This window comes from Shivajiella indica (assembly GCF_042683085.1).
GTDB lineage: Bacteria > Bacteroidota > Bacteroidia > Cytophagales > Cyclobacteriaceae > Shivajiella > Shivajiella indica.
This window is the reverse complement of sequence record NZ_JBHUIV010000010.1, coordinates 282,177-307,965: the sequence shown is the minus strand read 5'-3', so window position 1 is coordinate 307,965 and position 25,789 is coordinate 282,177. Positions and strand designations below refer to the sequence as shown.

Annotated in this window: 16 protein-coding genes; 6 read left to right on the top strand and 10 right to left on the bottom strand. The window is 39.4% G+C overall.

Annotated elements, in window-relative coordinates; genetic code table 11:
• Positions 1 to 43: 43 nt before the first annotated feature.
• The 3 genes from ACFSKV_RS04695 to ACFSKV_RS04685 form a co-directional block, all read right to left on the bottom strand.
• On the bottom strand, positions 44 to 313 hold the full coding sequence (locus ACFSKV_RS04695) for a hypothetical protein (protein ID WP_380800726.1): 270 nt from the start codon (positions 311 to 313) through the stop codon (positions 44 to 46).
• A gap of 263 nt (positions 314 to 576) precedes the next feature.
• Positions 577 to 2,931 carry an ABC transporter permease gene (locus tag ACFSKV_RS04690; RefSeq protein WP_380800725.1) on the bottom strand — a complete coding sequence of 785 codons (2,355 nt, stop codon included), beginning with the start codon at positions 2,929 to 2,931 and terminating at the stop codon, positions 577 to 579.
• A 195-nt stretch (positions 2,932 to 3,126) separates the two neighbouring features.
• A complete protein-coding gene (locus ACFSKV_RS04685; protein WP_380800724.1) occupies positions 3,127 to 5,577 on the bottom strand; it encodes an ABC transporter permease in 2,451 nt (816 codons plus the stop codon).
• A gap of 434 nt (positions 5,578 to 6,011) precedes the next feature.
• Here ACFSKV_RS04685 and ACFSKV_RS04680 point away from each other — a divergent pair, with 434 nt between their 5' ends.
• The 3 genes from ACFSKV_RS04680 (at position 6,012) to ACFSKV_RS04670 (ending at position 11,372) form a co-directional block, all read left to right on the top strand.
• Positions 6,012 to 7,007, top strand: coding sequence for a bestrophin family protein (locus ACFSKV_RS04680; RefSeq protein WP_380800723.1), 996 nt, complete (start codon positions 6,012 to 6,014; stop codon positions 7,005 to 7,007).
• 149 nt (positions 7,008 to 7,156) lie between these two features.
• Positions 7,157 to 10,312 carry a VPS10 domain-containing protein gene (locus ACFSKV_RS04675; RefSeq protein WP_380800722.1) on the top strand — a complete coding sequence of 1,052 codons (3,156 nt, stop codon included), beginning with the start codon at positions 7,157 to 7,159 and terminating at the stop codon, positions 10,310 to 10,312.
• 82 nt (positions 10,313 to 10,394) lie between these two features.
• Positions 10,395 to 11,372: a Kelch repeat-containing protein gene (locus tag ACFSKV_RS04670; protein ID WP_380800721.1), complete on the top strand. Its 978-nt coding sequence runs from the start codon at positions 10,395 to 10,397 to the stop codon at positions 11,370 to 11,372.
• 32 nt (positions 11,373 to 11,404) lie between these two features.
• Here the strand turns inward: ACFSKV_RS04670 and ACFSKV_RS04665 are convergent, their stop codons facing one another.
• The 5 genes from ACFSKV_RS04665 to ACFSKV_RS04645 all read right to left on the bottom strand — a co-directional run bounded on the left by ACFSKV_RS04665 (position 11,405) and on the right by ACFSKV_RS04645 (position 19,359).
• Complete coding sequence (locus tag ACFSKV_RS04665; RefSeq protein WP_380800720.1) at positions 11,405 to 12,016, bottom strand: Uma2 family endonuclease; 612 nt, start codon at positions 12,014 to 12,016, stop codon at positions 11,405 to 11,407.
• A gap of 104 nt (positions 12,017 to 12,120) precedes the next feature.
• Positions 12,121 to 14,487, bottom strand: coding sequence for an ABC transporter permease (locus tag ACFSKV_RS04660; protein WP_380800719.1), 2,367 nt, complete (start codon positions 14,485 to 14,487; stop codon positions 12,121 to 12,123).
• 58 nt (positions 14,488 to 14,545) lie between these two features.
• Positions 14,546 to 16,906: an ABC transporter permease gene (locus ACFSKV_RS04655; protein ID WP_380800718.1), complete on the bottom strand. Its 2,361-nt coding sequence runs from the start codon at positions 16,904 to 16,906 to the stop codon at positions 14,546 to 14,548.
• A 105-nt stretch (positions 16,907 to 17,011) separates the two neighbouring features.
• Positions 17,012 to 17,710: an ABC transporter ATP-binding protein gene (locus tag ACFSKV_RS04650; protein WP_380800717.1), complete on the bottom strand. Its 699-nt coding sequence runs from the start codon at positions 17,708 to 17,710 to the stop codon at positions 17,012 to 17,014.
• 398 nt (positions 17,711 to 18,108) lie between these two features.
• Positions 18,109 to 19,359, bottom strand: a complete 1,251-nt coding sequence (locus tag ACFSKV_RS04645; RefSeq protein WP_380800715.1) for an efflux RND transporter periplasmic adaptor subunit — start codon at positions 19,357 to 19,359, stop codon at positions 18,109 to 18,111.
• Between the two features lie 553 nt (positions 19,360 to 19,912).
• Between ACFSKV_RS04645 and ACFSKV_RS04640 the strand changes: the two genes are divergently transcribed.
• The 3 genes from ACFSKV_RS04640 to ACFSKV_RS04630 all read left to right on the top strand — a co-directional run bounded on the left by ACFSKV_RS04640 (position 19,913) and on the right by ACFSKV_RS04630 (position 23,264).
• Positions 19,913 to 21,301: a sigma-54-dependent transcriptional regulator gene (locus ACFSKV_RS04640; protein ID WP_380800714.1), complete on the top strand. Its 1,389-nt coding sequence runs from the start codon at positions 19,913 to 19,915 to the stop codon at positions 21,299 to 21,301.
• Positions 21,291 to 22,646, top strand: a complete 1,356-nt coding sequence (locus tag ACFSKV_RS04635; protein ID WP_380800713.1) for a sensor histidine kinase — start codon at positions 21,291 to 21,293, stop codon at positions 22,644 to 22,646. The genes ACFSKV_RS04640 and ACFSKV_RS04635 overlap by 11 nt, the downstream gene beginning before the upstream one ends.
• A gap of 63 nt (positions 22,647 to 22,709) precedes the next feature.
• Positions 22,710 to 23,264, top strand: coding sequence for a GNAT family N-acetyltransferase (locus ACFSKV_RS04630; protein WP_380800711.1), 555 nt, complete (start codon positions 22,710 to 22,712; stop codon positions 23,262 to 23,264).
• Positions 23,265 to 23,328: 64 nt separating this feature from the next.
• On the opposite strand, the gene ACFSKV_RS04625 is transcribed toward ACFSKV_RS04630, so the two are convergent.
• On the bottom strand, positions 23,329 to 25,056 hold the full coding sequence (locus ACFSKV_RS04625; protein ID WP_380800710.1) for a hypothetical protein: 1,728 nt from the start codon (positions 25,054 to 25,056) through the stop codon (positions 23,329 to 23,331).
• 102 nt (positions 25,057 to 25,158) lie between these two features.
• Positions 25,159 to 25,689, bottom strand: coding sequence for a hypothetical protein (locus tag ACFSKV_RS04620; RefSeq protein WP_380800709.1), 531 nt, complete (start codon positions 25,687 to 25,689; stop codon positions 25,159 to 25,161).
• Positions 25,690 to 25,789: the final 100 nt, after the last annotated feature.

Sequence of the window (25,789 nt, the reverse complement as noted above, 5' to 3'; positions counted from 1 at the left end):
AGCTCATGTTGATTGGGTATTAAGTTCTCAAAATTGAAATATTTTAACTTATTCCCCTTTTTCTTTCTACAAAGGTGATAGGAACAAACTTATCTGTTGGAGCACCTATGCAATAAAGCGCCCATTTTGGGTCATGATGAGCCAACATTTCTGAAATACAATCCGCCCTGTGCCCATTGGGGTTTTGGCAATCGTCCCAGTAAAACAGTTCCACCTTATAATGGAGAGACTGCTTTTGGTTGTTGATGGTCACTTCAATGTTGATTTCCTGTTTTCCGGAACCTGTTGGGATGGGTATAGCGATGTGAGTCATGGGATTGTAGGATTATAGTGATTGGTTGAATATTTCTGGGCTGTAGTGGCAAGAGTTATTGGGTTGTCGTTGTTGTCTAAGTTGTCAGGTTATCATTGATTCTAAGTTTCTTTTTACATTAATATCAATAAGCAAAGGATCCAAATGGAGACTGTTCAATGTTTCTAATCGTTTAAAACGTACTTCCGAAATCCGATTTCCGAAATCCGAAATTCTTAATTCTTCACTCTAAATTCATCATTCTTCACTCTCAATTCCCGCTGCTACTCCCCTTTCAAGGCATCTACCGGATTGGACCAAGCTGCCTTCAGGGCTTGGGAACTTACGGTGATAACCGCTATTGTTAAAGTGATAAAGGCAACGCCCAGGAAAATCCAAACATCCAGTTCAATCCGGTAGCTGAAATCCTGTAGCCATTCATTCATAAAATACCAGGAAACAGGTAATGCAATGATCAATGAAATCACCACCAATTTGACAAAATCTGTTGTCAGCAAAGCTACTACACGGGAAGAAGAGGCTCCCAATACTTTTCTAACACTGATTTCCTTCATCCTCTGTTCGGCCATAAATGCTGCCAAGCCAAACAGTCCCAAACAGGAAATGAAAATAGCCAGGCCTGAAAACCAAAGTGTAAGCATACCGACCCGTTCTTCGCTCTGAAATTTTGCAGCATATTCATGGTCCACAAATGTGTATTGATATGGAAAGCTAGGATTGAATTTCTTGAATATGGTTTCCAGAGTGGCAAGGTTGTCCCCCACGGCATTTACCGGATTGAGACGTACATGCAGCACATTATACCAACTATCAGGTCCAAATATCACTAAGGGATTGACTTTTGTAAAGGGGGAATTGAGAATGAAATCCTCCACCACTCCCACCACATTCCAATCCTTCCCATTGTCCTGAATCAATTGGCCAATAGCTTCTTCAAAACCCATCACTTCAACCGCAGTTTGGTTGAGGAGCACGGCATTAGAATCAGAGACGTGATGGAATATGTCAATATCCCTTCCTTCAACCAACCGAAGTCCTGCGGTTTGGATTAAATCAGCATCTGAACTGAATCTTTCCACAGTGATGGTTTGGTTGGGATCTTTCCCTTGCCAGGACATCCCCCAAGTATTGCTCCAAGTGGAGGACATGGGTGACATGGTCCGAGAAAGGGCTAAAGCTGCTCCTGAAGAAAGCAATTCATTCCGGAAAGTTTCATAATTCCTGGAAAGATCTTCGGTCAAAATGTAGTAAACTAACTGTTCCCTATCGTAGCCTGCGTTGCGGTTTTGTCCATGATCAATTTGGGACTTGATTACCAATGTGGCCGCAATCAGTATCACTGCAAAAGTAAATTGGGTAACAACCAAAATCTTTCTTAGCGAAAATGCAGACCTAGGTGAGCTAATCTTACCTTTGAGTACTTTGGCAGGAACAAAAGCAGAAAGAAAAAACGCAGGATAGGAACCTGCAGTCAGTCCGGTAAGAAAAATAAACCCAAACAACAAAAGCCAAAATATCGGATTTCCAAAGGGAAGGACAAAAGAGGTTCCCATAAGGTTGTTGAAATAAGGCATCAGGAATTCTACAAAGACTAGTGCAAAAGCGGAAGCTATGATGGCAACGATCATCGATTCACCGATAAACTGAAAAATCAATTTTTCCCTGCCAGCGCCGGAAAGTTTACGGATTCCGACTTCTTTGGCCCTCTTTTCACTACGGGCAGTGCTAAGGTTCATGAAATTGATGCAGGCAATTATTAAAATGAGAACAGCTATCCAAAAAAACTGTCTGACCAATTGCATTTTGCCTTCAGCTAAGACACCGTTTTCATAATGGTCATATAGATGCATTTTGGAAACCGGATGTAGGATAAGGTCATTTTCCTCTTCGGAATATTTTTTCGTCACTCCTTTAAGGTTAGCACTCGCGGTTTCAAGACTGACTTCCGGTTGAAGTTCTATATATGTCTTAACCGAATTGTTTCCCCAAAAATCATCTTCATAGCCCAGCTGCTTATAAAGCGCCCAGGGAACAGCTATATCAAATTTAAAATCTGTGTTTGCTGGAAAATTTGCCAAAACACCCGAAACTACAAGCGATACCTGGTTATCAAAAAGTACTACTTTTCCGAGGGGATCTTCCTCACCAAAAAGCCTTTTTGCAGCATCTTCGGTCAGAACTAAGGATTCTGGTCTTGAAAAAACATTAGAAGGGTCGCCTTTTATCAAAGGAAAATCAAACATGGTGAAAAACCCGGGATCCAAAACCGTTAATTCTTCCATGAGCTTTTGATCTCCGTATGCGACCAGCATGTTGTATGGATATTGATAGCGCGTGAAGGCTGCGACTTCTGGATACTCACTTCCCAAAATTGGTCCAAGGGGTTTTGGTGTATAACTCCATGACCTCAATTCACCATTGAAATCTGTCTGATTCCAAACCTCATAAAGCCTATCCACTTTATCGTGAAATTGATCAAAACTCCTTTCATAGTGTATCCATAACATGATCAGAATTGCCCCTGCCATTCCAACAGCCAATCCGGAAATATTGATAAAGGAAAATCCCTTATTGTTCTTCAGAGATCTCCAAGCAATGGTGAGGTAATTTCTAAGCATGAATTTTGAATGTTTATGTTTTTCGTTTTTATGACTTGCCCCCTATGGCAAACATGCCTTAGCCCTTTATACTTGTCCTTTTTTTCTTTTTTCTATAATCCCAAATTTCCAAAATCCTCCTTCTGATATCCGACTTACCACATCTAAGCTTTCCATTCTAGTCTCTCGCATCTATTGACTCGCTTTTTAATATAATCAATCGCTCTTAAGATTATTCACCGGATTCATCCCGGAAGCATTTATGGTCTGCAAACTCACTATCAGAATGGAAAATGTCAGTCCCAGTGCAGTAGCAAAGAGAAAGGTTCCTGCTCCCAATTGTGTCCGCACTGCAAATTCGTTAAGCCATTCCTTCATCAGGAAATAACTCAAGGGTAAGGCCATCAATATCCCAATTATTGTAATTTTCAGAAATTCCTTATTAAACAGTATAGAAATTTCCATTGCACTTGCTCCTAATACCTTTCGGATTCCGATTTCTTTAATCCTGGTACTAATTGCCAAAGAAGCCATGGCAAAAAGTCCCATGCCTGCTATGATTATGGCTATCAATGATGAAGCTGTCACCAACGACCGAAGGCTTTGATCTTTCGCATACTGCCTTGCAATAGTATCGTCTAAGAAACTGTAGTCAAATGGATCGCTGCCGTACAACCCTCTCCAGGTGTCCTCCATTTTTCCAATTGTTTCCTGTAATTCACTTGTCTGGACTTTTACAAATATTTTGGGGGTAAGGTCATCGCTCATCATCAAACTATGAAGACCACTAAAGATGTTTTCATGACTTAACACCAAAATTCCTGGGGTAATTGGTTTGTACAAACTTTCAAAGTGGAAGTCTTTTAACAATCCAACTGCTCTGTTATCTGGAAATCCTCTTTTGCTCTCCATGCTATTGTCCAACACTGAATTCCAGCCTAAGGCATTTTTCATAGATTCGTTCAATAAAAACCCACCCTTTTTATCTGAAAGGATATTGGCGGAAAAATTCCTTCCCTCTATTATTTCCAAACCAAATACCTCTACAAAATCCTCGTCCACTATATTGATGCTGAAATTGATTTCTTGATCTTCTGGAGTCTCATATCCAGCCTGAAACCAGGAATTATCCCCATATATACCAGTGGCAATGGACACTTTTTCAACCTCAGGAAATTTGAGAAGCTCATTTTTAAAAGTTTGTCCATAATCAAATCCTTTGTTGATAAAATCAGCCAGACCATGTGAAGCCGGAGGAGGGACATTTACCTGTACTATGGATTGATGATGTATACCCAATTCATGGTCCTCAATAGTTCTCATTTGCCTGTGCATGATAATCGTGCAGGTGATCAGAAAAATTGAAATAAAAAACTGGAATCCAAGTAAAGTCATCCTTAGGTTTTGCTTCCCGAATTTCAGGTTCAAATTGGATTTAAGAACTTGAATGGGTAAAAACGAAGCAAGGAAAATAGAAGGATATGAACCAGCCAACAGGGCTATCACGATTCCAAGTCCCACAATTACTCCAATTTGTTCCCACGAAAAATTAATAAGCATTTCTGTTGCCATCCATTGATTGAAAACCGGAAGCAACAAAGTGGCTAATACACCCCCCAAGACCAAAGCAGCCAAAGTTAAAATAACAGATTCAGACATAAATTGCCCAAAGAGTTGGGACTTGTCAGCTCCCATTGTTTTTCTAACCCCCACTTCACGGGCACGGCTGGCTGAGTTACCTATGGACATAGTGGTAAAATTGATACAGGCAATCAAAATGATCAATACCCCAATCCCGCTCAATACCCAAAGTATTTTGGGATTTAAATTGGCGGCTGAACCAGGGCCGATTTCTGTGTTCAGGTAAATGTCTTCTAATGGCTGGAGGGAAAAATTATAATCAATGGGATCTTCCCTATCACTGAAAAGCCTTTGCATATAAGCGGTCATAACGGATTCAAAGTCCCCGGAATTTGTTTTTTCCTTTACCATCAGGTAAGCATCCCCAAAGGCCATATGCCAATGTTCAATCTGCTGTGGGGTATAAAGTACATCCACATTGTCATCCAAAATGAGCACTTCATAGCCCAAACTGGAATTTCTGGGCTTATTTTCAATAATTCCGATCACCTTAAATGTGATAAAATCTTCTGCCAAGCGGATTAATAAGTCTTTACCAATAGGGTCAGATTCACCGAAATACCTCTTTGCTGTCTCCTCCGCCAATACCACTTCGGACCTTCCCTCAGAATTTTTTGGATAAGTTCCTTGAAGCATCCTAAAAGTAAACATCTCAAAAAATGCAGGACTGACCATAGTCACCTCCTGCCTAAAACCATCCCCCTCTTCGGTTTTGACTAAAAAATTATTGGGAAGAATATTGGTATATACCATTTCCCCTGCAAAGTTGGATTCCAAAACAGGTTTTAGTGCCAATGGTAAAGAAGGGGAAAGCTTTACTTCCTCCCCGTCTTTAAATGTCCTCAATACCCTGAATACGGAATCTTTGTATTCATGGAATTTGTCTACACTCAATTGATGCTGTATATAAAAAAACAGAAGGATGGACGCAGCTACACCTACTGTAAGTCCAAAAAGATTGATTGAAGTATAGGCCTTATTCTTAATCAGGTTTCGAAGACCAATTTTGAAATAATTTTTCCACATATTTCTCAAATTTTTTTGAAGATGAATAATTTCAATCTTTTGCTGAGTTTACTATGAGGAAATTCAAAATCACAATATGAACCAGTTTTTAAAAAATGAATTATTCCTTAATTACCATCAATTTTTCTGTAAATAAGTTTCCTGTTCTCAATCCTTAAAACAAGTGATTTCCATTTTCTCATCCTGCTCAACATATTCCCAAATGCCAAGAGTTATGCCACTGAAAAATGGCCTGTTTTTCTAAAATTGCCATGTTTTAATTTCAGATTCTTACTAACTCGGACAATTTTGTGCGCAGGCGGTCAGTTTTAAAAAATATTCCAGCTAATAATTTCTTCCCAATTGCAGAATAATTCTGCTGTATGTGTTAAATTGAAAATATTAATGAAATAATTAATTTTATTCACTTCACAATTTAAACAGGATTTCATGAGATGTATGTAAAAAGAAATTATGGTCTTTGGATGACATTCAAATGGTCCAAAAAGTCATTTTTATACGGATTATTCTATTCTTCAATAATAATTTTTATTTATAAAATAACCGGAATAGGGTTTACCTTGCCATGGGAACCCCTCAGTGTTATCGGTATTGCAGTGGCATTTTATCTCGGATTCAAAAACAACAGTTCATACGATAGAACATGGGAAGCCAGAAAAATATGGGGAGCTATTGTTAATGACAGCAGGACTTTTGCCACTGCAATCCTTACCTTATTGAATGAAAAAGAAGGAGAGTCTTATGATCAATTAAAAAAAGATCTTATTTACAGGCATCTCGCATGGATAATTTCCTTAAGATATGCGCTTCGAAAAAGAAAATCATGGGAACATAATTTTGGTCCTAAAAACTTGGTTTTCGTTCCGACCTATTATGAAATTTTACAAAATGGTCTGGATAAAGAACTATTGGTCTATTTAAATGCAGGAGAGTTGGAACAATATAAAACCAAATCCAATATTCCTTCCCAAATTCTCAAAAAACAAGCTGAAGAAATCAAAAAGTTACATGCAGAAGGCATCATCAGTGAATATAAACATGTTTGGCTTCATCAGATCATAAGCAAACTTTATGATGATCAGGGAATGGCTGAACGCATAAAAAATTTCCCATTACCAAGGCAATATGCATCTGTAGCCCTATGGATTACCTATTTTTTCTGCGCTTTGATCCCTTTTGGTCTGTTGGATATTTTCATTACTTCGACTGAACTCTGGATCTGGATGACGATCCCCCTTTCTGGTTTGATTATCTGGATTTTCTTTCTCATGGAAAGAATCGGTGATTACTCTGAAAATCCCTTTGAGGGAAATTATAATGACGTACCCATATCATCCATAACACGATCCATTGAAATAGACCTTAGGGAAATGATAAATGATGACAATATTCCTGAACCCTTTCCTGTAGAAAATGGATTTTTGATGTAATTCTTTTAAGAGGTGCGGTTAGTAGATCGAAATACGATGACTAAACACAATTGCTGACGAACCCAAATAAATCAAACAATTTTATACTTCTTTTAATGCCAAAATACAATTCCAAGAATCCTAGTTGAAACACAGTTCCTACTTATACCATGCAATACTTCTATTTTCTCCTGAGTTTCTTATTGGTTTATTCCAATACCCTCCATGCTCAACAAAAAGTCCATGAATCTCATTTTAAACAACTGGATTTTAGGTTCATTGGCCCTGATGGTAACCGGACGATTGCCGTTTGCGGGGAACCTGGAAATAATCTGGTCATGTATGTTGGTATGGCGTCCGGAGGATTGTTTAAGACGGAAGATGGAGGAGGAACCTGGAACTCAATTTTTGATGAACAGGACATATCTTCAGTTTCTGCATTGGCTTTGGCTCCAAGTAATCCTGATCATTTATGGGTTGGAACCGGAGAGACTTTTCTCATCAGACCAGCCCATGCTATGGGAAATGGCATTTATAAATCAACTGATTCCGGAAAATCCTTTGAGCATATGGGACTCAAGGAAACAGCCAGAATAGGACAAATAGCAATTGATCCCAGAAATGATGACGTAGTATATGTTGCTGGACTTGGTCATACCTACGGGCCTCAGAAAGAAAGAGGGGTGTATAAAACCATTGATGGTGGAAAAACTTGGGAAAATGTCCTGTTTGTGGACGAAGGAACGGGAGCCGTGGATCTTGCCATGAACCCAAAGAATCCGGACGTTATTTTTGCGGCATTTTGGTCTGTTGACATCAAAACATGGGGTCTGAACAGTGGAGGGCCTGGAGGGGGTATTTATAGAACTTTGGATGGTGGAAAAACCTGGGAGCCCATGAAAAACAAAGGCTTGCCGGGTGGGGATAAAAATCCTGTTGGTAAATCCTCCGTTGCCTTATCCTTCAGCAATCCTGATGTGGTGTATGCCCTCTTTGAAATGGACAGCCCACAGCTTTGGAAATCTACTGATGGAGGTGATTCATGGGAATTGACCATGATTAACCATACAATCAATGAACGGGCTCCTTATTACACCAGGCTTAGGGTGTCCACAGACGATCCTGATGAAATCTATTTTGCCTCTGTCAAATTCAGCACTTCAAAAGATGGAGGAAAAACCCTGGCTCAGGCAGGATATAGAGCAGGAGGAGACAATCATGATATTTGGATTGATCCTTTAAATGCAAATAGGATATTAGTGGCACATGATGGCGGTATGGGAATGACTTGGAATAAGCAACAGAGTTATAAGCAGTTTGTTTTCCCAAATGCACAAATGTACCATGTTTGGACGGATAATCAGGTACCCTATAATGTTTATGGCAACAGGCAGGATGGTTATTCTTACCGAGGTCCAAGCAACAGTAGACAAGGGAGTATTCCCTTAGGTCTTTGGCACGCAGTGGGGGGATGCGAAAGTGGCTGGGCTATTCCTGACCCTGTTGACAACAACATCGTTTGGTCAGGGTGTTATGATGGTGGACTTCAGGTTTATGACTTAAAAACAGGTCATGCGAGGGATGTTAGGGTTTGGCCTGAGGCAGGTTATGGTTGGGCACCAAAAGACCTTAAATATAGATGGCATTGGTCCTTCCCTATTTTTATAAGTCCACATTTTCATAAAAGGGTTTATGTAGGAAGCCAATTTGTCCATATGACAGAAGATTACGGTCAAAGTTGGAAAATCATAAGCCCGGACCTGACAAGAAATGATAAATCCCATCAACAGTCCTCAGGAGGTATCGCAGTTGATAATCTCATGACTTTTGATGCTTCAGTCCTTTTTGCCATTGCAGAATCCCATTTGGAAGATGGTTTGATCTGGGTAGGCTCCAATGATGGTTTGGTTCATGTAACTCGTGATGGAGGTAAAAATTGGGTTAATGTTACCGATAATATGCCAGGCAAACCGGAACTTGGAACCATCTCCAGTATAGAACCTTCCCGACATAAAGCCGGTGCAGCTTACGTCACGGTTGATGCACATCAACTGGGAGATTTTGACCCCCATATTTATAAAACAAATGATTATGGAAAAACATGGGTGAAAATTTCTGCAGGTATCGAAAGGTCTGAATCCTCTTTTGTTCATGTAACCAGAGAAGATCCAATTGTTCCCGGATTGCTTTATGCGGGTACAGACAAAGGTCTTTATATTTCAAAAGATGATGGCAAAACTTGGTTTAGGTTAAGAAATAACCTTCCTCCTGCTCCAATTTATTGGCTCACCATTCAGGAAGATTTTAGGGATATGGTCATAGGAACTTATGGAAGAGGATTCTATATCCTGGATGACATTACCCCTATCCAGGAATTGGATGAAGCAATACTTTCTAAGGACCTTCATCTCTTCAACCAAAGACCCGCTTATAGATTTCATGAAGTCCAAGGAATTAAAACAGAAGGAAGGACCATGACAACAGGCAGCAATCCAACTTACGGGATGGATGTCAATTATTACCTGAAGTCACCTGCAAACCAGGTTAAAATAGAAATTCTCAAAAAAGACGGAACGATAATCAGAACTATTTCCGGTAAGAAAGATGCAGGAGTTAATAGGGTTTGGTGGGACCTGAGGTATGAGCCTACCCTTGAACCCAAGTTATTGGTAGCACCTCCTGATAAACCTTGGGTAAAGTTGGAAGGTAGGGAATTTAGGCCATTGGTTACATGGGATCTGGATCTTTACAGAGGTCAGTTTGGGCCTAGAGTAGTTCCTGGAGAATATGAAATCAGAATCACAGCAGATGGAAAAACAAGCAATCAACTAATCAATGTACTGAAAGACCCCAATTCAGCAGGCACTATTGAAGATATAGAAAAGCAAGTGGCATTCTCTTTAAAACTCAATCAGGCCATGGATGAAGTGGTTACCACTATTAATGAAATTGAAGAAATCCGAAAAGAACTTGAAGAACTGATAGTATTAAAGGAGGATAAAGAATTGGAGTCCAAAATCAAGGAACTTGAGTCCAAAATATTAAAAGTAGAGGGAGAACTTTTTGATATTAATTTGACCGGAGCCCGTGAAGACGCATTCAGGAGCCCAATGAAACTCTATGGTAGAGTCAGTGCTTTGGCAAGTGATGTGGGAGGTTTTGGGGCAGATTTCAAGCCCACCAATCAGCAGGTAGAGGTGTATACCCTTTTCAGAAAACAACTGGATGATATACAGGTACAATATAAAAAACTGATCAATGAGGAAATACCGATATTTAACCAGTTCTTGATTTCCAGAGACTTACAACTTCGAATTAAAAAATAAAAATAACCATCATCCTGATTTCATTTTGCCAATGATGTCAAAAAACTTTAATTTTATTAATCAACTTATTTTCCATTCAATCATGCTTAAATCCTGTCTTTTTTCTATACTCATGCTAGTTTCTTCAGTTTCATTTGCCCAGACTATCGGAGCCAATTGGAAAAAGTTGAAAGCCTCTAATGATGCCGTGCCCAGGCATGAAAATTCACTGGTAGAGTGTGACGGAAAATTCTATGCCTTGGGAGGACGGGGAACAAGGCCTATAGAAGTTTACGATCCTGAAACGAATACCTGGACTGTGCTGGCAGACAGTCCCATGGAGTTTCACCATTTTCAGGCCATTTCCTATAACCATGAAATTTATGTCATAGGGGCCTTTACAGGTCCTTATCCCCATGAAACCCCAATACCTGAGTTTTTGATTTTCAACCCTGCGGACAACACCTGGAGAAAGGGTCCGGAAATCCCTGAGAACAGACGTAGAGGGTCTGCTGGTGTGTTTACCCGAGGAGACAAAATTTATATGGTCTGTGGTATCGTAGATGGTCATTGGAATGGATTTGTGCCTTGGTTCGATGAATTTGACCCAAAAACAGGGGAATGGAAAATCCTTCCGGATGCACCTAGGCCAAGAGATCATTTTTCAGCCTCTATGGTTGGAGACCGGGCCTATGTGGCCGGTGGCAGAACTTCACATGCTGAAATCGGAAAGGTGCTGGAACTGACTATTTCTGAAGTAGACTATTTTGATTTCAACAACTATACCTGGTCTACGGTAAAGACAGGATTACCTACCCCAAGAGGGGGGACTTCCAGTATTGGGAAAGACCCCTATTTATTGGTCATCAATGGTGAAAGTGCCACTCAGGTTCCTTCCCATTCAGAAGTGGAGGTTTTGGATATACGAGATGAAACCTGGTCACGCCTGCCCGATCTAAACCAAGGCAGACATGGTACAGGGGTAATATATTGGAAAGGTAAAATTTATGTTGCTGCCGGCAGTGCCAATCGGGGCGGCGGTCCTGAATTGAACGATATGGAGTGTATAGAGTGGAAATAATCCCTGAGAATTTCCATCCCTTTGGGAGTATTTCACTTGATTTCAGCAAAAAACACCTCTAAATCCAACTCAAATCCCAAAATGACTGATGATTTTACGATATCCCCAGTGGTCATCAATCGGGAGGCTTGGTATCTGCCATGGATCAAAGTATAGATCAAAAGTGTCTGTCCTTCAGGGTCCACCAGCCAATATTCCTTTACTCCTGATTCTTCATAGACCTGGTATTTGTGCTGGAGTTCAACCTGCTTGTTGCCAGGGGAAAGTACTTCCACCACCAAGTCCGGGGCACCGATACAACCTCTATCATCCAGCTTATCCATATCGCAAACCACACAGATGTCAGGCTGGACAACAGTGGAAATTTTATCGTCTTTCTTTGAATTGATCGGAAGTCTAACATCAAAAGGGGCAATATAGGCCTGACATTGTTTGCCTTTCAAAAACAAATTCATTTCAGTATATAAATTACCTGTCAACCATTGGTGGATTCTTCTTGGAGCTGCTGCAGCCTTTTTAAAGACTTTTCCTTTGATAAGCTCTACCATTTCTTCCATCTCCCAGGTCAGGTAATCAGCATAAGTATAATTACCATAACTCAGATCAGGCTCTTTGACCAAATTTTTGCTATCGCCCTTTTCCATATCTGAATTTAATTAAATATTGAGATATAAAGAAAAGGCAAAAGCAGAAGGTAAATTACACCATCTCCCCCCCTTAATTCTGCCTATTTTATCAAATAGGATAATTACTCACTCTTCAACGTACTTGAAGGATTGATATTTGCTGCCTTCAAAGCCTGCAAACTTACTGTCAAATAAGCAATAGAGAGTATAACAAAGGCAGCCAAAGGTATAAACCACCATTCAAATTCAATCCTGTAGGCATATCCTGATAACCAATCCTGCATTAGCCAATAAGCAATTCCGGAACCGATCAGAATAGATAATGATACAACCAAAATGAATTCCCTATTAATAACATGAAGTATAGACATGGTAGAAGCGCCGAGAACTTTTCTGATTCCGATTTCTTTGGTTTTTTGTTCTGCTATATGGGCAGATAAACCAAAGAGCCCCAAACAGGAAATCAAGATGGTCAGGATGCTGAAATATTTGGCCAATTCCCGGGTACGGACATCTTCGTCATACAACCTGGAATAATTTTCATCCATAAAACTATATTGGAATGGGAATAAGGGTTCAAAAGATTCAGTCACCTTTTGGATTTCCGCTAAGGTTTCTCTTATATTCTCAGGTGAGACTTTGATAAAAGCCTTAGAGGCAAAAGTCGGGTCAAGGTAAATAATGGCTGGCTCCATACCCTGGTGGAAACTCTGGAAATGGAAATCCTCTACTACTCCTAATATTTGGATTTCATCGTCCCAACTGAAGCTGGTTGCATTTTGATTATCCTGAGTGATGAGTTCATAAGCTCTGCGATTGATGATAGCCTTTCCAATAGAATCTGTAACCCTATCAACTGAAAAATCCTCTCCTTGAATAAGTTTCAATCCCATAGTCTCAATGAAGCCATAATCCACTCTCATGATTTCAAAAAGCGCATTGAAATCAGGGTCTTTCCCTTCCCAAGAAATACTCCCCGTGTTGGAATTTCTTCCCAAGAAGGAATGGGTTGATCGGGTAACGGATTGCACTTCGGGCAATTTTTCCAATTCCCCACGATAAATATCAAAATTATGAAACAGTTTTCCCTCCAACTGAATCATAAGCAATTGGTCTTTATTGTATCCAAGGTCCTTATTCAAGGCATAATTGATCTGTTTGTAAACTACAATAGTGGCAAGAATGAGCATGGTGGCCAAAACAAATTGAAATAAAACCAATCCCTTTCTGGCAACCACCACACCTTTACCCGATTTTGTGAAATTGCGGAATACAGAAACCACTTTTGTGGCTGAAAGGTAAAATGCCGGATAACTTCCTGCTACAATTCCGGTAACAATCAGAACAGCAAACAATTGTCCCCAGAAAACCCAATCTCCATAGGGTAAAGTCATGACTTTATTGGTCAGGTTATTTAATATGGGAAGCGTTAATTCCACCAAAACCAGAGCTATGAGTCCTGCAATAATTGAAATCAATAAAGACTCGGTTAAAAACTGGTAAACCAGCTCTTTTTTTTCTGCGCCTACCACTTTTCTAACCCCTACTTCTTTGGATCTTTTTTGTGATTTGGCAGTGGAAAGGTTCATAAAATTGATGCAGGCAATCAAAAGGACAAAAAGCCCAATAACTGAAAACAACTTGACATATTCTATCCTTCCCCCCTGTTGTAGACCATCAGTAAATTTACCATAGAGGTAAAGATCCTTTTGGGGATAAGCAAACAATTTCACATTGCTGCCTTCATTTCTCTCTGCAATAAAATCCACAATTTTTTCAGAAAATTCCTTCCCATTTGCACTCTTATTTAATTTTACTATGGTGCTCGGGCCATTGTTCCCCCAATGTTTCAGCCATCCATTATAAGGTTTGTCAAACATGAATTTGAAAGGGAGAATATATTCAAAAGTCCCACTGACATCTTGGGCATTTATATTGACTACCCCCATTACCTTGAAGAGTTCTTCCCCATCAGTTTCCTTCAACAAAACGGTTTCTCCTATCACATCTGTTTTTCCAAAAAGCTTAATTGCTGCCTCCTTGGTCAATACCACATGGTTTATTTCTGTCAAAGCCAAATCCCTTTCCCCGTGCAAAAACTCATATTGCATTATATGTAGGTAATCCGGCTCAGCATAAAATCCATCAAGATTGATTCTTCTATCTTCCAAAACAAACAATGCCGGTTCATTCCAGGAATAACAGGCGGAGCGCTCTACCTCTGGAAATTCCTCCTTTAAGACCGGTGCCAATACTCCAGGAGTGGAAGTTGTTGTAAAAATATCCGAACCGTACCGCTGGTGTTCCATAATCCGGTACACCTGATCAATTTCAGCAAAAGACCGGTTCATGTTCAGTTCACTCTTTACCCAGATGCCAATGGAAATGGTGGCCCAAAGACCCAATGCCAAACCAAATAAGTTAATGAAGAAGGTAAGTTTGTGCTTACTGAAGCTTCTAAGTGCTATTTTGAAGTAGTTGGAATACATAGTGGTTTATAATTATGTTGTGGGCAGAATCATTTCAAAATTTCTTTTTTAGGTTTTTCTACTCAGATACGATCGAATTGATAGGGTTATTTGTTGCCGCCTTGAAGGCCTGAAAAATGACAGTAAGCAATGCAATTAGCAGTATTATTGCAGCAGCTCCGGCAAAAATCCACCAACTGAGGTTGATTTTATAGGCATACTGTTGCAACCAGTAGTTGGATAGATACCATGCCAAAGGAATCATCACCAAAATCGAAACCATTACCAATAAGACAAAGTCTTTGACAATCAGATAGAGGATGGATTTTATGGATGCTCCAAGGACTTTTCTTACCCCAATTTCTTTTTTGCGGTTTTCTACAGTAAATGCTGCCAATCCAAATAAACCCAAACAAGAAAGAAATATAGCAACGGACCCAAAATACTTGGCAAGTTTTGAAACTCGTTCTTCCTGAACATAAAGTGTCTGAAAATCATCATCCATGAAGCTGTAATCCATACTTTGAAAGAAAAGATTCTCAAATAGTTCTGAAACAGAAGCAATAGTTTCTAATTGCCTATCACCATCAATACGAAGAATTATTTTTTGCATAAATGAATCATCATACTTTAAAAAGGCTGGTTTCACCTTTTCTTTCAGGGACTCAAAATGAAAATTTTTCAATACCCCAATTACTTCCATATCCTTTCCCCAAAGATTGACAGTGGCACCTATTGGCTCTTCCAATCCAATCACAGTAAGGGCTTCTTCGTTGAGGATGATCTTGTTCTTTTCATCTCCGAATTCTCTTGAAAATGATCTCCCCTCTAGAATCTGGAATCCCATGGTTTCAATCAAATCCATATTGACTGTGATATTTTCAAATTTCACCTGTTCATCAGGGTTTTTACCTTCCCAGGTCAACCCTATGGTAGAACTCATCAAGCCGATCAGTGGATGGGATAAACTAGATGCATTTTCAACACCCGGCAATGTTTTTGCCTGTTCTAAAAACAGTTTTAATTGGGAAACCGAAAGTGAGGAAGAACTGATCTGAAGCAAATTGGATTGTTTATAACCTAGATTTTGGTTTTGAATAAATGACATCTGCCTCCCAATTACCAAAATTCCAATTATCAAAAGAAGAGAAACCGAAAACTGGAAAACCACCAATCCCTTTCTTGCCAAAAGTTCTCCATAACTACCTTTGACATTGCTTTTAAGAATTTGTATAGGTCTTAATTGTGATAGATAGACAGCTGGATAAATCCCCGACATCAGTCCTGTAAGTATCCAAACCGAAACCAAAAACAGAATCAAAGTTAAATCAAATTCCAATCTCAGTTCCTTCATCGATATTTGATTGAAAATGGGCTGAAGTAAGGAAGCCAAAACCAGTGCTGCAAGCAATGCAAAAAAAGTTAGCAAAAAAGTTTCTACCATAAATTGACCGAACAAAATCCTTCTACTGGCGCCCATGGATTTTTTGACCCCAATTTCTTTGACCCTTTTCATGGTCCTCGCAGTAGTCAGGTTCATAAAGTTGATACAGGCAATCATTAAAATAAATAAGGCTATGCCAGAAAAAATCCAAACATAATTGATCCTTCCCCCTACTACCTTACCATTTTCATAAACTCCATATAAATAAGTATCCTCAAACCCCTGAATAAAAGGAGTTACGTTACTTTCTGCTTTTTTGGTTTTTATGAAGTCTTTTATCTGTGAATTAAAAGCCTCTATATCGGTCCCTTCTTTTAACAACAAAAATGTTCCTGCATTAAAATTATCCCAATGAGCACCATCACCGAGCATTTTTTTAAAATATGGGAAGGCCAATAGAAACTGAGGTTTAACCACATCCTTTTCTCCAAAATCTTTATACACCCCGCTTACCATGACATCATTTCCAAATTCAAATACTGACCATTTCAGTGTTTTCCCCACTACTCCTTTGGTTGAACCAAATATTTTTAATGCAGTTGATTCTGAAATAACCAGCGAATTCAGGTCATTTAAGGCTTTATTTTTATCCCCTTCCAAAAATTCAATGCTAAACATATCCAAGTATTCCTGGTCCACGAATAAACCATCTGAAATATGGATTTCGCCCTCATTATCAAAAGAAACATCTTCAATAAATGGAGAATAGCCAGCAGCTTTTTCTACTTGGGAAAGCTCGGTCCTCATGGCTTCTGCCATCTCGGCCGGAGTAATTGCTATAGTAACAATGCCTGTAGAATTATCATGGTTGGTTAAAACAGTATAAATTCTATCTCCAAGTTCATGGTATCTGTTAATTCCCAATTCATCCTTAACCCACATCATGATCAGAATCATAGTAGTCAATCCCATAGTGAGTCCCAATAAGTTGATTGAAAAGGTCAACTTATGCTTTTTGAAACTTCTGATGGCGATTTTAAGGTAGTTGGTTAGCATGGCGATAGGAATTGGTTAGTTAAAAAAAATAAAGTTGGAAAGAGACAGATGACTGATGTGGCATGTCATCATCGGTCATCTGTCATCGGACATCTCTCAGTTATTTCAAATATGAAACTGCTCCCTGATGTTCTCGGTTACTACCTTACCATCAAACAAGTTGATGATGCGATGGGCATAATTGGCATCATGTGGAGAGTGGGTTACCATGACAATAGTAGTGCCTTCGTTATTCAGCTCCTCCAAAAGTCTCATTACTTCCTCTCCATTGGCGGAATCCAGGTTACCTGTAGGTTCATCAGCAAGGATCACGGAAGGTTTGGCAACGATGGCCCTGGCTATGGCAACCCTTTGTTGCTGACCTCCGGAAAGCTGCTGAGGAAAATGGTCCTTTCTATGCATAATGTTCATTCGGGTCAGTACTTCTTCTACCCTTTTTTTGCGCTCATCAGCCGGAGTTTTCAGATATAATAAAGGCAGTTCAACATTTTCAAATACAGTAAGTTCGTCTATGAGGTTAAAGCTCTGAAATACAAAACCTATATTACCTTTCCTCAGTTGCGATCTTTGTCTTTCAGAAAATTTGGCCACTTCCTGCCCTATAAAATAATATTCACCAGCATCAGGATTGTCCAGCAAACCGATAATATTTAACAAGGTGGATTTACCACAGCCCGAAGGCCCCATGATGGCAACAAATTCTCCCTTTTTGATTTCGATCTTGATATCATCCAGAGCAGTGGTTTCCACCTCTTCTGTGGTGTAAAGTTTTTTTAGGTTGGTTGTTTTGATAATGTTTTCCATGGGATTTATTTTTTGTTTTTTAGATTGAAGATATAAGATTCAAGATATAAGACTATCTTAATTCTTAATCTCAGATTGCCTGTCTTATTGTATTTTTATCACTTCCTAATTTAACTTGATACTTTTATCTATTTTTTTAATTCAACCCCGTTAGGGTTGAAAATACCATATCAGATTTTCCAATCCCCATCCCCGCATTTCATACGGGGTATTCAAGGTTTAACCCTGCCTCGCCGGCAGGCAGTCACTTCGTGGTTATAGACAACATCATCCATATTTTTTCTTCCATCACTTCTCTTTCTTATTTCTTGTTCCTGACTGACAGAAAGCAGGTTTTGATTCTCGATTCTAGATTCTTGAGTCTTGTATCTTGTATCTTAATTCTTGAATCTAAAGTCTCACTTCAAATTCAACACCTCGTTTTTACCGAAGTTCTCATAACCGCTCACGATGACTTTGTCGCCAGGTTGTAGTCCTTCAATTACTTCATAGAATTCCGGATTTTTTCTTCCCAGACGGATATTTCTCTTCTCTGCTTTTCCCGCTTCTTGGTTAACCACAAATACCCAGTTACCACCTGTATCTTTATAAAATCCTCCCGTTGGCAAAAGCACAGCCTGCTCACTCTCTCCCAGTTCCAATCTGATTCTTACAGTCTGACCTCTTCTCAGGCCAGATGGTGCCTCTTCTGTGAAAAACATGTCCACTTCGAACCTTCCCGCTGTAACGGTAGGATATATTTTACCAATCTCCACTTCATGGGTGCCTCCTGAGAAAGAAAAAGTACCCTTCAATCCAGTATTTACTCTTGGCAGGTAAAGTTCATCTATAGGAACCCTTACTTTGAATTTATCCAAAATATCGATCTGTCCGTATCTTTGACCGGCACTGATGGATTGACCGATTTCAATCTGCTCTGTCGAAAGTTGACCGGTAATAGGGGCTCTCACAGCCAAATTGTCCAGGATATGTCCCACACCGTTTAGAGATTGATTCATTCTCCTTTCAGAGTCTGCCAACTGTCTTTTTTGCAAAACCCTGGACATGGAATCGTTCCTATAAGCTTCATATGTCAGTTTTCTTCTTTTTACATTGTATTCATACTGCTCCCTTACTTCTTCATATTCCCTATCGGAAACCAGTTTCTTTTCATGAAGCTCTTTGAATCTTTCATACTGCGGCTTTAGTAAACTAATTTGATAATCTATTTCTGCCAGTTGCCCTTGTTGGTTCAGGTCATTCTGATCCAATTGCAAACGTACCTGCCTTAAATTGTTTAACTGAAAATATAGTCCAGATTCCCTTTCCATCACTTCCAATTGCAGTTTGGAATTTGAAAGAATCAAAATAGTGTCCCCTGCCTTGACGAAGGCACCTGATTCGCGTACAATCTTCTGGATATTTCCGCCCTCAAGAGCATCAAGAAAAAATACCTCTCCAGGTTCAATTGTTCCACTTACAGGAATATAATCTGTAAATTCGCCCTCTTTTACAGTGGCAATTGTAATCCTTTCCATATTCACATTCATGGAGGACCTGGAATCCGCAAAAATCAATTGATATATAATAAAGCCTACAAGTAGTGCGCTTCCTACAATCATTCCTATGAACTTGGGCGTCCATTTCTTTTTCTCGATCTTTCTATCCATTACTGACATTTTCAATCTTTTTAAAAGACAATCTTAATTGTTCGTCACATCCTTGTTTGCCAAATATATGCCATCCATAAAACCCTTTAAAAATGCCTGATTTGGCACAATCCATAAATTATAGGAAAAAATATCGAACAAAATTGTCCGCCAGCGACCAAAATCAGGAGTAAGAGCACAAAATAAAATCCCTATAAGTCATTATCTTCATTTTAAAAAAAGGCTTAATTTCAATCAAATCCCTGTTTTTGTAAAAAGATTGTCCGTTTGTATCATTTCGGTACAGGTTTTGGCAATATGATGTAGAATGATGGATGTGGGGTGTTGGATGATGTAATGTCTTAAGTGGGAAGGATGAAGTCTGATTTAGGAAATTGGTACCATGACATAACCACAATGTGCATGCATGCGAGGCAGGGTTGAACTGAATTATAAAAAATAAAAAAAGTGTCGGGCAATTTTATAACATGACACAATAAAGAATAACTGCTTTGATTTTGAAATATGGACTATAAATCTTGAATTCTATGTGTAATATCATAAGTCTACACCTATGAAAGAACAAAAAACAGGAAAAATTCTGATTGTCGATGACAATGAGGATCTTTTAAAAGCGGCCAAAATATTTTTGAAAAGGCATTTTGCACAAGTAGATACAGAAACCAACCCAGGTCTGTTGCCCATATTAATGGTCAATGAACAGTATGATGTAATCATGTTGGATATGAATTTCACCAAAGATGTCAGTAGCGGTCAGGAAGGGTTTTATTGGCTGGACCGTATCTTGGAACTGGATTCTTCTGCTGTAGTGGTCCTGATTACAGCTTATGGGGATGTGAATACAGCAGTAAAGGCCATTAAAGAGGGGGCTACTGATTTTGTACTTAAACCATGGGAGAATGAAAAACTACTGGCAACCTTGAATGCTGCCTTGCAGTTGCGTCAGTCCAAACTGGAAGTGAACGAACTGAAACACCAGCAGCAACAGATTTATCAGGATATAGACAGCAAATTCAAGGATATCATAGGACAAAGTCCGGCCATGACCAAGGTCTTCGAAACTATAGAAAGGGTGGCAGGAACCGATGCCAACATTTTAATTTTAGGTGAAAATGGAACAGGAAAAGAACTGATTGCCAGAGCTATACATAGGAATTCAAAAAGATATCGGGAAGCATTTGTCAGTGTAGATTTAGGATCAATAACCACTACCCTTTTTGAGAGTGAGCTTTTTGGGCATAAAAAAGGTTCCTTTACAGATGCCAAGGAAGACAGAGCAGGAAGGTTTGAGCAGGCCAATAAAGGGACTTTATTTTTAGATGAAATAGGAAATTTACCATTGGCTTTGCAGGCCAAATTGCTGGCAGCCCTACAAAACAGGGAAGTCACAAGAGTAGGTGCCAATAAACCAATCCCGGTTAACATCCGATTGATTTCTGCAACCAATATGCCTATCCACAACATGGTGTATGAAAATTCCTTTAGGCAGGATTTGTTATACAGAATCAATACCATAGAAATTACCCTACCTCCCTTGAGAGAAAGGCTGGAAGATATTCCGCTATTGGCGGATCATTTTATTGCCATGTATGCTAAAAAGTACAACAAAGATATTAGGAAAGCAGGAGAAGCATTGATCAAAAGAATGCAGAAGTACCACTGGCCCGGTAATATCAGGGAATTGCAGCATAGCATTGAAAGGGCCGTAATTATGACCACCCATAGTGTCCTTCAGCCGGAGGATCTTTTTATGCAAAAACAAATGGCCCCTGAAAAACAGGAGGAAATGGTTTCTTTGGATCATCTGAATATTGAAGATGTAGAAAAAATTCTGATACGGAAGGCCCTTCAAAAGCATAACGGCCATATAACCCGGGCCGCAGAAGAATTGGGGCTGACCCGCTCCTCCCTATACAGAAGACTGGAAAGATATGGGCTTTAAAACCTTTGCAATCGGTATTACTATCAGGGTTTTACTGATGGTGGCTGTAGCCTACATTGGCATTTATTTCTATTTTAAAGGGGAATCTTTGATTCAGGGAATTCTCTTTTCAGTAATTATGATCATCCTGATCATCAATCTGGTTTCTTATGCCACTACTACCAACAGGAAAATCACCAGATTTTTAGAATCCATTAGGTATTCTGATTTTTCCTCTTCCTTTACCAAAGACAGTACGCTGGGAAAGTCCTTCCGGGAAATGAACATGTCTTTCAACGAAGTCATTGAAGCTTTTAAAAAAACCAGGGCAGAAAAGGAAGAACAAATGCTTTTCCTTCAGATCATGATCCAACATATTAATACAGGTATCATTTCATTTGACAGCAAAGGAAAAATCGGGGTGATCAATGGAGCGGCTAAGCAATTACTCCAAATTCCACAGTTCAAAGATATCCATGATCTTGGGAAATTATCGGTAGATCTTTTGAAAAATGTCCTTCAGTTAAAACCAGGCGGATCTTTCTCCATCAAGATCAATTCGGACCTCCACCTGAATGTGCAGTCCGCCTCTTTTAAAATGGAAGGTCAAAGCTGGACGTTGATCTCCTTCCAAAACATCAAAAGTGAATTACAGAAAAATGAATTGCAGGCCTGGCAAAACCTGACCAAAGTCCTCCGCCATGAAATCATGAATTCGATGACACCTATCGCCAGCCTTGCCAGTTCTTTGGGTGTAATTTTAGAAGAAGATATCATTGAAGAAGACAACGGAACACTTGTAATTGATCAAGAAAGCTATTTGGATCTTTCTGAAGGACTGGAAACCATTTCAAAAAGAAGTGCAGGATTGGTGGACTTTGTCAATGCTTACCGCGATTACACCAATATTCCGCAGCCTGATCTGAAGGTATTTGCAGTTAAACCCTTATTTGAGAACATCCGCGTACTTTTGAAAGAAGATTTAGGAAAAGCCAATATTAACCTGGTATGTGAACTTCATCCCTTGGACCTGGAAATTCTCGCTGATCAGGACCTAATTCAGATGATTCTCATCAATTTGGTCAAAAACGCAAAGGAGGCAATGGATAAGGCTACTAACCGAAATATCATCTTAAAAGGAGGAATGGATAGCCACTCCCATCCTTTTATACAGGTAATTGACCATGGTGAAGGAATTGTCCCGGAGGCCCTGGAAAGGATTTTTGTCCCCTTCTTTACCACTAAGAAATCCGGAAGTGGAATTGGACTGGCCATTTCCAGGCAGATCATGAACCTGCATAAGGGAAGCCTTGAGGTAGAATCCGCCCCTGGAAAACAAACTGTGTTTACTTTGGAGTTTGGGTAAAAGAATACATCAGCCATATTTTTTTATTCAAATACCTTACATTTGGAAACTTTTCCAATTTTTATGAAAACTCTAACCTACCAAACCGCAGAAACTGAAGAGGACTTCCACGGAATCCTTCAGTTACAAAAAGAAAACCATCTCCACTCCCTTGAATCCTTAGATCAGGGTTTTGTGACGGTCCTACACAAGTTGGAAGATATCCGGAAAATGAACGGATTTGCCCCTCATATTATCGCCAAAGAAGGAGAAAAGATAGCTGCCTATGTATTGGCCATGACGATGGTTTCAAAGGAGGATGTACCTGTATTGATACCTATGTTTGATCAGTTTGATCAACTGGATTTTAAGGGAAAAAAGGTTTCTGCATATAATTACCTCGTAGTCGGTCAGGTCTGTGTTGGAAAGGATTTCAGAGGCATGGGTGTATTTGACCACCTATATCAAAAATATAAAGAAACCCATTCAGACAAATTTGATTTCGTCATTACTGAAATAGCCACAAATAATATACGCTCTTTACAGGCCCATAAAAGGGTAGGATTCAAGGAAATTCACCGATTTACTGACCCAATACCAATGGAATGGAGTATTGTAGTTTGGGATTGGAAATCATGATCCATTTCCAATCCCTTTTTTTGTACAATTATTTTAGGTGCAAAAAAGTAGATCACTTTTTCCTCTATTTTATCCTTGAAGAAGTAAGCTTGATATCAGCTGTACTCCAAGCAGATGAAAATAACTTGTCCACTTTTTCGAGTTCATTTGAATTTCCGGATTTCTCCAATGCCAACATCAAACCATAGTATGCCCAACCATTATTTGGGTATTCTTCTAAGTCTTTTCTGAAGACTGACTCAGCTTCCTGGTATTTCCCCGCTTCTAAAAGAACAGCTCCTAAATGGTGTCGCGTGGACAAAAACCAATCAGGTGGTTCGTTATACAACAATTGATCTTCAAGACTTGAAGCTTCAGAAAGCTTCTGAATGGCTTCACCAAAATTATGGTTACTTGCAAGCCATTCACCTTCGAGAATCAATGCAGCAATTTTAAGTATGGATTGAAGCGAATTGATACCCCAAATTGTTTTTTCTCCCAGGTAATCTAGGTTGGATATTTTCTGTAATGATTGAAGCTCTTTTTTAGCCGAATTCAAATCTCCTTTCCCAAGATAGGCCATACCCATAGCATAATGCCTGATTCCTTCCTGATAATCCGTTCCTTTTTCCCATAAAGATAAATTCAAAAGCTCATCCCAAAGACCAAATTTCACCCTGACAAAATAGGGAATAGTAGAAAAATGCTGAATCACTTCCAGCCCCTCCTCCTCCATCAAACCAAGTTCCAAATGTTCGTAAAGCCTGTCCGCAGCAAAAACAGCCCATTTACTGCTGCCTTCCAAAATGGCAGTTCCCGCCATAAAATGATAATTGTGCGGAAAATAAGCCAAGGGATAAGTTCCTTGAGCTTCACAGGTCTGAATATATAGGCTGTCGACTTTGGCAGCCCTGAGATTAGAAAGTGTACCTTCATGGTAATTCCCTGTCCTGATATAAATATGGGAGGGCATATGGACCAAATGGCCTGCCATTGGTGTCAAGCCTTTGTCAAATTTTCTTGCGGAATTCAAGCCCCTTTCAGGATTTTTTGACCCTTCTACTGCATGGATATAAAGGTGGTGTGCTCCAGGGTGCTCAGGATGGCTTTCCAATACCGATTCTAAAACATCAAGTATAATGGGAGTATTACCCTTTGGATTACCTTCTTTGTCCCATAGGTCCCAGGGCTGTAGATCCATCAATGCCTCTGCATACAATGTGCCCGCATCTGCATCATCTGAGTATTTCTCCCAGACTTTGGACATAGCCTGGGCATAAGCAAGGTCCAATTCAGACCGGTCTTCTCTTGGTTCTGCCACATACCGCTTGTCCATAGCCATGATAAACGCAGCTTCTTTTTCTGAAACTTGGTTCAGTTTGGATTTGGCTTTTTGAATGGCCTCAAAAGCCAATCGGTAATGTTCAGGTTCCATCCCTGCATTATAATTGGGGCCCAAAACATAGGCCTGACCCCAATAAGCCATAGCAAAATCAGGATCCAAAGATGCTGCATATTGAAATGAGCGTTCTGCTTCAGCATGATTGAAAGCATATGCCAATAAAAGCCCTTGACTGAAATATTTCCTGGCTTCAGAACTTTCGGTCGAAACCGGAAAATCCAAAAGATCCATTCCTTCCAATAAAGGAGCTTTGCCTTCGGTAAAATCCCATTTCATACCAGCTGGCACAAAACAAAGGCTCATAGCCTCTTGAAAGGGATCGCTTTCAGTTACAAATTCTTGAATTGGTTTTTGACAGGAAAATACACCACATAAAAAACCAATTGCGATAACATTAATTTTTTTTCCCATAATTAGTCCTCTTTATTCAGAATTCCCTATTAATTTGGTCTAACACCTAATATCCTGTGTTGACAAAGGCTTTGAACGGAAATTTCTGAGTTTCTTGGCCAGCTATTTTTTGAGCTTAATCACTAAATGGACGTCATACACTCCTGAATTCTCCCCAATATAACTCATCTCCCATGACCATTCCAGATCTAACTCATTGCCAGACAATCTTTTAACATTATAAAAGTAACCATTTTCTCTTAGATCCAGAGAATTAAAATGTAAGACAGAGCCGGCATTCTGTAATTTCCAGATTCCAGCTACTCTTTCCCCTGCAACGGTTGCAGAAAATAACTCTTGGGGAGCTATTAAAATTTCAGGTTCATAAATATCAATAGGCCCCATAATCGTATGGCGTAAATAATCTGCAGCTGTTGTTTCAGCCGAAATTGGATTTGTTTTTAAAATTTGAACTCCAAATTCAGCCAAAGTTTTTTCTTCGCCATCAACAGTAAGAATAAGAAATTGATCATCTGCAGCTTGCCATTCCCCGATAAAGGGATTTACCGGTGGAAGAGATTCTTCTGAATTACATGCTCCAATACCCAGGAGGAACATGAAAAAAAAGACGGTTTTAAAAATAGAATTTTTCATAGTTGTAAATAATTAGTTGGTTATTGATTTTGAAATTTTTATAGCATACTGATGATTCAATAAAATAAATAGTTGCATTTACTATTAAAAATCACATAAT